The organism is Candidatus Symbiobacter mobilis CR (assembly GCF_000477435.1).
GTDB classification, from domain to species: Bacteria; Pseudomonadota; Gammaproteobacteria; order Burkholderiales; family Burkholderiaceae_C; genus Rhodoferax; species Rhodoferax mobilis.
In genome coordinates, this window is sequence record NC_022576.1 from 2,332,011 (window position 1) to 2,343,593 (window position 11,583).

7 protein-coding genes and 1 tRNA gene are annotated in these 11,583 nt (G+C 57.5%); 3 read left to right on the forward strand and 5 right to left on the reverse strand.

From position 1 onward, the window contains the following. Positions 1 to 189: 189 nt before the first annotated feature. On the reverse strand, positions 190 to 3,060 hold the full coding sequence (locus CENROD_RS09540; RefSeq protein ID WP_022775281.1) for an Ig-like domain-containing protein: 2,871 nt from the start codon (positions 3,058 to 3,060) through the stop codon (positions 190 to 192). Positions 3,061 to 3,324: 264 nt separating this feature from the next. Here CENROD_RS09540 and CENROD_RS09545 point away from each other — a divergent pair. Then, a tRNA-Ala gene (locus CENROD_RS09545) sits at positions 3,325 to 3,400 on the forward strand. A 120-nt stretch (positions 3,401 to 3,520) separates the two neighbouring features. Further along, a complete protein-coding gene (gene radC / locus CENROD_RS09550) occupies positions 3,521 to 4,234 on the forward strand; it encodes a RadC family protein (protein WP_022775286.1) in 714 nt (237 codons plus the stop codon). A gap of 49 nt (positions 4,235 to 4,283) precedes the next feature. On the opposite strand, the gene CENROD_RS09555 is transcribed toward radC, so the two are convergent. Next, positions 4,284 to 5,645 (reverse strand): glutamate-5-semialdehyde dehydrogenase, encoded by a 1,362-nt coding sequence (locus CENROD_RS09555; RefSeq protein WP_022775290.1) that lies wholly within the window; start codon positions 5,643 to 5,645, stop codon positions 4,284 to 4,286. A gap of 264 nt (positions 5,646 to 5,909) precedes the next feature. Here CENROD_RS09555 and CENROD_RS12625 point away from each other — a divergent pair, with 264 nt between their 5' ends. Continuing rightward, on the forward strand, positions 5,910 to 9,143 hold the full coding sequence (locus CENROD_RS12625; RefSeq protein ID WP_022775295.1) for an ATP-binding protein: 3,234 nt from the start codon (positions 5,910 to 5,912) through the stop codon (positions 9,141 to 9,143). Positions 9,144 to 9,145: 2 nt separating this feature from the next. On the opposite strand, the gene CENROD_RS09565 is transcribed toward CENROD_RS12625, so the two are convergent. From CENROD_RS09565 to prfA, 3 genes are all read right to left on the reverse strand, one after another. Continuing rightward, positions 9,146 to 9,400, reverse strand: coding sequence for a hypothetical protein (locus tag CENROD_RS09565; RefSeq protein ID WP_022775299.1), 255 nt, complete (start codon positions 9,398 to 9,400; stop codon positions 9,146 to 9,148). Between the two features lie 176 nt (positions 9,401 to 9,576). Further along, positions 9,577 to 10,437 carry a peptide chain release factor N(5)-glutamine methyltransferase gene (prmC, locus tag CENROD_RS09570; RefSeq protein WP_022775302.1) on the reverse strand — a complete coding sequence of 287 codons (861 nt, stop codon included), beginning with the start codon at positions 10,435 to 10,437 and terminating at the stop codon, positions 9,577 to 9,579. 8 nt (positions 10,438 to 10,445) lie between these two features. Continuing rightward, the gene (gene prfA, locus CENROD_RS09575; protein WP_022775306.1) at positions 10,446 to 11,579 is read right to left on the reverse strand and encodes a peptide chain release factor 1; all 1,134 of its coding nucleotides are present in this window, start codon (positions 11,577 to 11,579) and stop codon (positions 10,446 to 10,448) included. Positions 11,580 to 11,583 lie beyond the last annotated feature (4 nt).

Sequence of the window (11,583 nt, forward strand, 5' to 3'; positions counted from 1 at the left end):
AACAAAGTGTGAAACAACACGTCGCTACGGAACCACGCAATTTAGCGTGGTAGGCACAACGACATCCAAAAGAAAACATAAAAATCAAAAAACCCGGTTCACAAATAGCCTGCCAGGGCAATCAATGTCTGGCGGGCCGAATTGTGAAACCGGGTCAAAGACCTCGACCGGTCAAAGAAGGTCTATCGATTATTCTACGCTTCTCAGGTCATCAAAATAGTAGGTATGGTCTATGTCAAAGTTGTAAGTCTTCATTGAATCTAGTAAAGAATCCTTGCCAATATTGAAATATACAGACACTTTGTTGTAAACATAACTTGCATTGAATGCAGGAGAACCCGATACCAGCCCACTATCGAAGTCGAAGGTCAATGTCTGCCAGCCATCTGCAGTAGTAACCTGCTGTGCGATAGCCTGGGCTTCTAGGCGACGGTTATCCGCGTATGTGTAACCAGCCTGTTCCACCCTCAAGTTCACTGGGAAACCAGCGGGAAGGCTACCATTTTCTCCACGTACTCGCAATACCAATTTCTTGCTACCACTGCTGCCAAACACAGATTGGCTATTGTTGACGGTATAACTAATGTCTTTGGATGTGCCAAACAGTACACCTGCCCAACTGATAGACTTCCCAAAGATCTTGACCTTGGCAACCTTGTTGGTTGTAGACCCTGCGGGATCCAAAACGGGGATCGTGACTTCAGGCTTCGTTTCACCCTCTTTGGCATACGAGGTGAATTCCACATCCCCCTGAAAGTCCACCAACGCTTTGGTGCTGCTGGCCATCAACGTTACGGTATCAAAATATATCGTCCGTGCCGTAGGTGTCGTGCCAAAGTCTGGGAAGATAGCGATCTTGTTGAACGCCGTTTCCCCGTTCAGGCTACCGCTTTCCACTTCACCTGTAGTGCTCTTTGTATAAAGCTTGTCGAACGTGAAAATCAATTCCTGCCAGCCATCATTGTTGGCTTTCGTGGTTGCCTCTGCCTTCGCTACAACGGTAGAGCCGGTATTCTCGAATTTCAATTGAATCTTCGTTGCTGCACCAGGTGCTTTGACTAGCAATTTCGCATATTTCTGCACAGAGGACAACACAAACGTCGGCACTGTCTTGGTCGTGTCATTGGTATATACCAGCACACCGGCACCGGATTCGGCACCCGTTCCAATGTCCACCTTGATAACCTTGTTGCCTGTGGTCGTTCCATCGGAAACAACCTCGGCTTTTCCGTTAGTCCCTAAACCCCATGCGTCAACAAGCAAACCAGCATCGGGCAATACCTCACCTTCGCCTGGATTCGTAGGCTCCTCAGCAGGCAGGAGGATCACATCGTCGACGGAGATCGTTCTGGCCACGCGGGTGTAGTTGACATCGGGGAACAAAACGATCTTGTCGAATTGCACTGCAGCCGTCAGCGCACCTTCTACGCCTCCAGTCATGATCTTGTCGAAAGTGAAGGTCAGCGTTTGCCAATCGTTGTTGTTTGCTACAGTCTCTGCATCTGCTTCGGCGGTAACGGTGGGGGTTGCACCCGATTTTTCAAACTTTAGCTTCACCTTTGTGGCTGCGCCCGGCGCCTTGATCCGCAATTGCACGGTCTTTTGCGTTGGCGACAAAGAGAACGGCGCTACCGTACCGCCAGTCTGGGTAGACATCTGCACACCGGCCAAGGCATTGGCCCCCGTTGCATCTTTGCCGGAATCTGCTGCGAGAACGACCGTGACGACGCCATTGGCCGCAGTAGCAGAACCACCCGTGCCCAATTGCCAACCCAAAGCAGCCAACCCAGCATCGGGCAACACGCTGTTTGGATCTTGCGTCGACGTACTGGCAGGCATAAGGATCACATCATCGACATTGATGGTCCTGGCCACGCGGGTGAAGTCGGCGTCGGGGAACAGAACGATCTTGTCAAATGGCACCGTAGACGTCAGCGCACTTCCTGCGTCTGTAGCCGTAGTCTTGATCTTGTCGAAAGTAAAGGTCAGCGTTTGCCAATCGTTATTGTTGGCTTGCGTTACCGCATCTGCTTCGGCGGTAACGGTGGTACCGGTTTTCTCGAACTTCAGCTTCACCTTCGTGGCTGCACCCGGCGCCTTGATCCGCAATTGCACGGTCTTTTGCTGCGGAGACAAGGAGAACGTGGGCACTGTGCCGCCAGTCTGGGTAGACATGAGGACACCAGCCAAGGCATTGGCCCCCGAACTATCTTTGCCCGAATCTGTACCGAGAACGACCGTGACGACACCGCTGGCCGCAGTAGCAGAACCACCCGTACCCAATTGCCAACCCGAAGCAGTCAACCCGTCATTGGGCAACAAACTGGTGCCAGTTGGCGTCGGATCGGAGATCGTGGCAGTCTGCGAGAACGCTGTGCCTAGCGCATTGCCCTGGACATCCTGGAAGCTTCCGGCACCCACATTCACCGTGACTGTCGCGGCACCTGTACTGGGCGTTACAGCCAGCGTGAACGTGCTGGCCGACCCAGTGCTCGGTGTCAGGGCACCCTTGGTGCCATTGGTCACCGTGATCAGGTTGGCGTCTTTCAGGCTGACCGGTTCGTCGAATTTGAGCGTAAACGTCGCAACGCCGTTGGCATACACAGGCTGCACCGGATTCGTCGTATCGGCTACCGGCGCTTTTTTGTCAATAGTGAATGTTCCCTCTGCCAAGGCGAGGTTGGCATTGCCTACCAAATCCTCGAATTTGTCGGCGGCTACGGAAACCTTGATGTCCGCAGTTTGACCCGATGCCACTGTTGGTGCTGGGACAGACAACTCGTACACAAGCCCATCCGATTCCGCCTTGGGTGTCAAGGTAGCAGCACCAGTGCCGCTGCCGGTAACCGTCACGTCTTCCAATACAAACGAATCCCCCACGTCTTCACTAAACGTGAGAGTGAACACTGCTTTCCCATTTACCAACCCCGTAGGCGCAGCAATCGCCACCGTCGGCAGCACATCATCCACCACGCCACCACCACCACCGCAAGCGCTGAGGAGCGCGGAGACAGCCAGGGCGCATGCCGTGAGCGAGTAGTTCTTCGTTTGTTGTTTCATTGCCAATTGCTCCTGAAAGAGTGAAAAAAACCATCGTGGGCAAGGCGCCCGCAACGTTGCAGTACCGCAGTCGGCATTGCCTTGTCGCCATCGCCTTACCGGTTGCGCGCAGGAGTGTAATCCTCGCGTACTTGCCACCCTATGTGGCCCCTCTGATGGTACCTGGGGTTTTCCCTAGTAGCGTGGCGGCTCGGCGTAGCGCGGCTTGCAGGGGGAATGGGCGCAGGTCTTGCGGCATTGGGGCTGTGTAGAATTTCCAGCAATGGGGGCATAGCTCAGATGGGAGAGCGATTGGTTCGCAATCAATAGGTCGGCGGTTCGATCCCGCCTGTCTCCACCATCTTCGATTCGGCTCGGGCGCGCCCCGGGCCTTTTTTTTGTGTTGGTGAAGCCTCTTGCAAAATCGATCGTCTGGCGCGTTCCCCACGCCAACGCACCGCCCCCTCGCCCCCAGCGCCCCATGGCCGCAAACCCTGACGCCGCATCCATCCACCAAGGCCACCGGCAGCGGTTGCGTGCGCGGTTTTTGGAAGATGGACTCGACAGCTTTGACGACCACCAGGTGTTGGAGCTGCTGTTGTTCCACGCCATTCCCCGCGCAGATACCAACCCGATTGCGCATACCTTGCTGCATCGGTTCGGCTCGTTGTCCGCCGTGTTGGAGGCCGACCCGAAAGATTTGGCGAGCGTGGATGGCGTAGGCCAGCGTGCGGCGGCCTTGCTGGCGTTGATCCCCGCGCTGACCCGGCGCTATTTGCAGGATCGGATCGAGCGGGAATCCCCGGCGCTGAGCGATTCCCATGCCGTGGAGCGGTACCTCGTCCCGCTGATGGCAGGGCGGCCGGAGGAAGTCTTCTATGTGCTATGTCTGGATAGCCGCTGCCGGGTGCTGTACCCCGCATTGGTGGGGGAAGGTACGGTGCGGGAGGCGCACGTCCACCCCCGGCATGTGGTGGAAGCCGCGATTCGCCACCGCGCCGCCAGTGTGATCCTGGCGCACAACCATCCTGGAGCCAGCGCAGAGCCTTCCCCCGCAGACCATCGTCTGACCGCGTTGCTGGTGCAGACGCTCGGCGCTCTGGGCATCCCCGTGCTGGACCACGCCATCGTCGCGGGCAGCGTGGTGTACAGCTTTGCCGACGCGGGGGTGTTGCCGAAATACTGTGTACCGTAGAAGCGCGGTAGCCGCTATCAAACTCCAGCCCCGGATGGGAACGCCCGTGCTACCCCCCGCGCACTTCCCCTTCGCCAAGGACGACGTACTTCATCGACGTCAGCCCTTCGACGCCCACGGGGCCACGGGCGTGGAATTTGTCCGTACTGATGCCGATTTCCGCGCCTAGGCCGTATTCGAAGCCATCGGCAAAGCGGGTGCTGGTGTTGACCATTACGCTGCTCGAATCGACCTCTCGCAGAAATTGCTGCGCGTGGGCAAAGTCGCGGGTCAGGATCGCATCGGTGTGGTGGCTGGAGTAGTAATTGATATGCGAGATGGCTTCCTCGACGCCGGTGACGATCTTGATACTGATGATCGGCGCCAGGTATTCCATGAACCAGTCTGTCTCCGTGGCAGTGGTCAGCGGCAGCGGTTGGGGGTGCGCGGGGGGGGCGTCTCCCCCGGCAACGGCTGCGGTGGCGTCGGTAGCCAATTGCGCGAATCGGGCCTCCTGGCACTTGTGCAGCAGTGCCATGGCCTCTGCATCGCAGCGCATTTCCACGCCTTGGGCCGCAAAGATGTCCGCCATCCGTGGCAGGAATTCCCCCGCGATACCACGCGCCACCAGCAGGCTTTCCGTGGCGTTGCACGCGCTGAGTTTGTTCATCTTGGCGTTGTTCGTCACCTTCAGCGCCAGTTCGATGTTGCAGGGGTCGTCGATATACGTATGGCAATTCCCGTCGACGTGTTTGAGCACGGGGATGCGGGATTCGTGGCTGACCCGTTCGATCAGCCCCTTGCCACCTCGCGGAACGACGAGATCGACGAACTGTGGCATCGTCACGATCTGGCTGACGACGGCGCGGTCGGTGGTCTGCACCAATTGCACCGCCACAGGGGGCAGCCCGCACTGCTGTAGCGCTTGTTGCACCAGTTTGGTCAACGCGATGTTGGATTCGATCGATTCGGAACCGCCGCGCAGAATGCAGGCATTGGCGCTTTTGATGCTTAGGCTCGCGGCCTCGATCGTGACATTGGGGCGGCTTTCAAAGATCATCGCGAACACCCCGATGGGAACGCGCATCTTGCCGACGCGAATTCCGCTGGGCTGCACGCGCACCCCATGCATCTCGCCGATGATGTCGGCCATCTCGGCCAGTTGCTCACAGCCCCGTGCGCAAGTTTCGAGGATAGGGGGCGTCAGCCGCAGCCGATCCATCATCGGCGCGGACAGCCCGGCGGATGCAGCGCGCTCCAGATCTTTGGCGTTTTCTGTCTGCAACATCTCCACGTTGCTGCGCAGTAGTGCAGCAAGCTGCCGCAGCGCAGCGTTGCGGGTCGCCGTAGAGGAACGGGCCATGAGGTGCGCGGCCTGCCTGGCCTGCAACCCCAGCGAATGCGTGTAATCCCGGATATACGTCGTATGCATGGGCGTGCTCTCCTTCTTGCTCAGCGTAGCTTACCGTGAAAGTCGCGAAGCGGCTTCACGAAATTCCCCCGCCCAGCGGGAGAGGGGCCGGGGGGTGAGGGCAACTGCCCAGAAGCTCCACAGCTACACTTTTCACATTTTGGAAATGTCAATGCCATTTCTATAGCACCAGCTTTAGCGTATTCCTGCACGGTGACTGTCCAAACTATCGGGACCACCGCAACCAATCAAAAATAACCGTTTCGCCTCATTTTCGAGTCAATCATGAACCCATTGAACAAAGAGGAGTTTGAACAGGCGCTGCGTGAATGTGCAGAGGAGCGCATCCACCTGATCGGCAACATTCAACCGCATGGCGCTGCTTTGGTGCTGGGGGCTGCCCCTTTGCATTGTGTACAGCAAGCCAGTGAGAACCTGGCAGATTTTGTAGATTTGCCTTCAGGCAATGCACTGGGCAGCCCCCTCGTCGAGGTTCTGGGTGAAGAGGCCGCATCACAAGTGCAGACATTGATAGCACTTGCAAGCAAGAGGAATACGGCTACCGCAGTGCTGGCCGTCACCAGCGGGGGTGCTGAAACCAGGCTGCAAGCGCACCTGTATAGCGGAAATGGTCCGTGGGTGCTGGAACTCGAACGCGATGAAGGCACGCATCTGGAAGCCCAATTGGCGCAACTACAACTGGAGTTTCAGCAAACCTTGCTGAATTTTGATTCGGACGCCGATCTGATTCAGTACCTCAACGAGCTTGCCAAACTGGTGCGCAAGCTTACGGGGTATGACAGCGTCATGGTGTATCAATTCAATTCCCGATGGGATGGTGAGATCATTGCGCAGGATAAAGCCGAATTTGCGCACTCCTACCTGGGGCAGCACTTTCCGGCCAGTGATATTCCGTCGCAGGCCAGGCGCCTATATTCCACCAATTTGGTTCGCATTGTGGTGGATATTGATGCGCAGCCGGTTCCTTTATTACCCTCACTCCATCCCGTAACGGGTGAGCCGCTGGATATGACCTATTCGGCCTTGCGCAGTTTGTCACCGATTCATTTGGCTTATCTGCGCAACATTGGTGTTGCAGCCTCCATGGTGATTTCTTTGATGCAAGACGGTCAATTGTGGGGCTTGGTGGCTTGCCATCATTTGACGCCCAAGCGGGTCTCCATTGCCATGCGCGAATCGGCGATTTTTATTAGTCGCATGGTGTCGGCCAAGTTATCCAGTTTCGCAGCTATCGAGCAACGCGCCAAATTGGATCAGGCCAATACGATGGTGAGCGATTTGGTCAAATCTATCGCGATGGAAGAAGAGTCGGTCGTATTGCAGAACCTGCTGCCGCGTTTGATGGATTTGCTGCATGCGACGGGAATGATTGTGATAGTGGAAGGCCAATCTCATGTGTATGGTGTGGTGCCAGACCCGGCATCGACGCACGCACTGCTCCAATGGCTGGGGTTGCAACCCACCGGTCAGGTTTTTTCTTGTGACGAACTCGGGCAGGTGTACACGGCAGCGTTGGCTTACCCTAATGTGGCATCAGGTGTATTGACGACCGCATTGACCCAAAAAATGCGCAATGCCATCGTTTGGTTGCGTCCAGAAAAGCCGAGTACCGTGAAATGGGCGGGAAACTACCAAACCGGACTGATACAGAATGCGGCGGGCAATTTCCGGCTCACGCCCCGCAAATCTTTTGAAATATGGACAGAAACCTGGCGCGGACGCAGCGACCCTTGGTCGCGGGCCGATACCGGCATCGCCGCCATGCTGACGCACTCGGTGTCTGAAGCGCTGGCGCAAAAACACAAATTGGCGGTAGAACTCAACAAAATCCGGCAAGCACATCTGGCCTCGGACACCACGGTACAGCAATTCAACAAACTCACCAGTTCCGTGCCTGGTGTGGTATATCAGCTTTTGGTCACGCCCCATGGCAGTTGGACATTTTTGTATTTGAGCGCCCGGCTTTGTGAGCTGTATGAAGTATCGCCAGAGGATGTCTACCGCGACCACAAGGTGATGACGAACTGTATTGTTGCCGAGGATCGGGAATCGCACCGGGCCTCTGTGCTGTATGCCTGTGAAATGTTATCGCCATGGACGCATGAACACCAGATTCAAACCACGAGTGGTGTACGAAAGTGGGTGCGTGGCCATGCATTGCCTGAAAAGCAGGAGGACGGCAGCATATTGTGGCATGGCATTCTTACCGACATTACCGAGCGAAAGCGCCTGGATGCCGAACGCGAGTGCTTGCTCTTGCGTGATATTTCTCGGCAAAAAGCGTATGAATTGGAAATCACCCGTGCCAAAGAAGCTGCCGAAGCCGCCAACCTGTCAAAAAGCCGATTTTTGGCCACGATGTCGCATGAGATACGCACCCCCATGAACGGCATTTTGGGTATGGCGCAACTGCTGTTAATGCCCAACCTGAAAGAAGACGAGTATCGCGAGTATGCAAGAACTATTTTCTTATCTGGACAAACATTGTTGACACTGCTCAACGACATTCTTGACTTGTCCAAAATCGAGGCAGGGAAATTTCAGCTTGATAGCGTTATTTTCCAACCCGACTTGCTTCTACGCGAAATACAAATGTTGTTTGCTAGCACAGCAAATTCCAAGGGGTTGCAACTCGAATACCAATGGAAAGGCTCGCCCGTTAGTCACTACTTGGCTGACGCGAACCGTGTTCGTCAGATGCTTTCCAACATCGTTGGAAATGCCATCAAATTCACCCGGGAGGGGTATGTTCGCATCGAAGGCGTCGAGATGGAACATGATGAGGAGTCTGCCCGGCTGGAGTTTTCGGTGAGCGATACAGGCATAGGCATACCACCAGAAAAAATGGATTTGCTTTTTCAGCCGTTTTCGCAGACCGATAACTCGATCACGCGAGAGTTTGGCGGCTCGGGGCTGGGCTTGTCTATCGTGCGCCATCTGGCCAAAATGATGGGCGGTGACGTGGGGGTGGAAAGCCTTGCTGGCAGGGGATCCAGATTTTGGTTTCGTGTACGGGTCAAACAGGCCGCAAAGAATGGAATACGTAGCGGTGCAGAACCTGGTGCGGAACTTCTGGCGCCAGCCAACACCGTCACCGAACCTGCGCTGTTTGCCGGATGCGTGTTGGTGGTGGAGGACAACACCGTCAACCGCATGGTGATCGAGTCCTTGCTGACAAAACTGGGCCTCAGTGTGATGCCAGCCTACGACGGCCAGCAAGCCCTGGACACCATCACCCAAGGCGCTTGTCCTGACCTTGTTCTGATGGATTTGCACATGCCGGTCATGGATGGCTACGATGCCACAAAACGAATACGCCAATGGGAGCGTGATAACACCCGGCCACGCATTCCCATCATTGCCTTGACAGCCGATGCGTATGAAGAAGACCGCCAGCATTGCCTAGCTGTGGGAATGGACGATTTTCTGACGAAGCCCATTGCATTGGATATCCTGAAGTCCGCTTTATACAAGTGGCTAACCCAAAAAATGCAGTAGGCCTATTGGGATCGGCCAATGGTTTGGCGCCGACCCTCTTCCCGCGCTGCCTGAAACTGTACTTCGGTGACGTTGGGTGCATGAGCGCGGCGGGCCAGGATTCGGTCAATGGCGCTGATGTGCTGCTGGCGGGCGTGGGCGCGCTGCACGGCCTCGCGCATCAAGTCGGCAATGACGGCACTCTTGTTCGGCTCGGCAAAGGTGGCGTTGCATGCTTCTTTGACATCGTCTGGCACGCTGAAATGGACGGTTGACATGGCAATTCCCTGGGTTGTGGAAACATTCAACAATGTTGTGTATGGCAATCTACATCCAGGTTCTATCCAGGTCAACCGCTGGTTGATGGAGTCTGGGGCGGGCGGTGCGGTGGTCTCGTTTTTTTCGGACATCTACTGTGACACAGGGGGCTGTCAACATCTTCTTCTCCTACTACTCACTCCACTCTGCCGCCGCTGCATCGTTCGATTCCCGCCAAATCCCGGCGGGTGGACACCATCGCCATGCCCTGTGCTTGCAAGAGGTTGCGCACGGCCATGGCTTGGTCGTAGCCGTGTTCGAGGAGTAGCCAGCCACCGGGGCGCAGGTGTGTCGGGGCATTGCCAATGATGGTGCGTAGGGCGTCGAGGCCGTCTGCGCCGCTGCGTAGCGCTAGGGCGGGTTCCTGGTGCAGGGCGCTGAGGTGTGCATCGCCCTCGGCAATGTACGGGGGGTTGGAGACGATGGCGTCAAAGCCTTGCTGTGCCGCACCGGGTGGTAGGGCCGCAAACCAGTCGCCCGCAAACCAGTCGATGGTCAGCCCTAAGCGATGGGCGTTGGATCGTGCCACGTCGAGCGCATCTTCACTGGCATCGGTGGCACAAACCTGCCATTGCGGGCGGCGGGCTTGCAAGGCCAAGGCGATGGCGCCGCTGCCGGTTCCAAGGTCGAGCACGCGCAGGGGTTGCTCGGGCGCAGGCGGCAGCACTTTCAGCGCCCAATCGACCAGCGTTTCCGTATCGGGCCGGGGGACGAGCACGCGCGCATCGACGTGCAGCAGCAGGCCATGGAACTCCTGCGCGCCAAGCAGGTATCCCATTGGCTCCCCAGCTTGGTAGCGGGTGAGCAAGGTCTGCAACTGTCGGGCGGATTGGGCCGATACAACAGCTTCACCATGGGCCAGCAGCCAGCCACGGTCTTCACAGCCCAGCACAGAACCCAGCAGCCGTTGCGCGTCCAGCCTGTCCACGCCTTGCAAGGCGAGATGGCGTAAAGCCTGGGCAACAGTGACGGTATTGGTATTGGTGCCGGGCAGCATCGCGCCCTTTACGCTGCGCCAGCCAGTTCCAGCTCGGCCAGAGCGTTGTTTGCCTCGAAGGCATGCAGTGCCGAGACCACGTCGTCAAGGTCGCCGTCGAGGATGTCGCCGAGTTTGTAGAGCGTCAGGTTGATGCGGTGGTCGGTCAGTCGGCCCTGGGGGAAGTTGTAGGTGCGGATGCGGTCGCTGCGATCCCCGCTGCCGATGAGGCTTTTGCGGTGCGCGGATTCCTTGGCCGCACGCTGCGCACGTTCTTTGTCCTGGATGCGCGCCACCAGCACGCGCAATGCCTGCGCCTTGTTGCTGTGCTGGCTGCGCCCGTCCTGGCATTCGGCGACGATGCCTGTCGGCAGGTGGGTGATGCGCACTGCGGAATCGGTCTTGTTGATGTGCTGCCCGCCAGCGCCGCTGGAGCGGTAGGTGTCGATGCGCAAGTCCGAAGGGAGCAGCGCAATGGCCTGTTCCTCGTCCGGCTCGGCCATCACGGCGACGGTACATGCGCTGGTGTGGATGCGCCCTTGCGCTTCGGTGACGGGAACCCGCTGCACGCGGTGCCCGCCGGATTCGAACTTGAGCGTACCGAATACACCCGTGGCCCCCGGAACCCCTGGGGTGGCAGCGTCCCGGCTTTCGATGCGGACGACGACTTCCTTGTACCCGCCAAGCTCGCTGGCCGATTCGCTCACGACGGTGGGTTTCCACCCCCGGCGGTCACAGTAGCGCAGGTACATGCGCAGCAAATCTGCCGCGAACAGTGCCGATTCATCCCCACCCGTTCCGGCGCGAATTTCCAGCAAGGCCGGGCGGGCATCGTCGGGGTCGCGGGGCAGGAGCATGCGCAGCAGCTCCCCTTCCAATTCGTCCAGCTCCGCCTGCGCAGCCGCCATTTCTTCACGGGCCAGCGTGGCCATGTCTTCGTCGCTGCCTGCATCAGCGCACAGGGTTTGCGCATCGTCGCGGTCTTTTTCGCGCTGTAGATAGCGTTGGTACCGCTGCGCCACCGCTGCGACGTCGTTGTGCTCCCGCGAGAGCGCAAGGAACTGCCCCATGTCGGCCATGATGTCGGGGCGGGAAAGCAGGAATTCGAGTTCGCCGAGTCGATCGACGTAGCGGGCAAGCCGGTGGCGCAAAAAAAGTTTCATCGTT

Bases quoted from the DNA above. Each gene is read 5' to 3' on its own strand.
- CENROD_RS09555 (WP_022775290.1), bottom strand. From the start codon at position 5,645: ATGCATACGACGTATATCCGGGATTACACGCATTCGCTGGGGTTGCAG.
- prfA (WP_022775306.1), bottom strand. From the start codon at position 11,579: ATGAAACTTTTTTTGCGCCACCGGCTTGCCCGCTACGTCGATCGACTC.
- CENROD_RS09565 (WP_022775299.1), bottom strand. From the start codon at position 9,400: ATGTCAACCGTCCATTTCAGCGTGCCAGACGATGTCAAAGAAGCATGC.
- CENROD_RS12625 (WP_022775295.1), top strand. From the start codon at position 5,910: ATGAACCCATTGAACAAAGAGGAGTTTGAACAGGCGCTGCGTGAATGT.
- prmC (WP_022775302.1), bottom strand. From the start codon at position 10,437: ATGCTGCCCGGCACCAATACCAATACCGTCACTGTTGCCCAGGCTTTA.
- CENROD_RS09540 (WP_022775281.1), bottom strand. From the start codon at position 3,060: ATGAAACAACAAACGAAGAACTACTCGCTCACGGCATGCGCCCTGGCT.
- radC (WP_022775286.1), top strand. From the start codon at position 3,521: ATGGCCGCAAACCCTGACGCCGCATCCATCCACCAAGGCCACCGGCAG.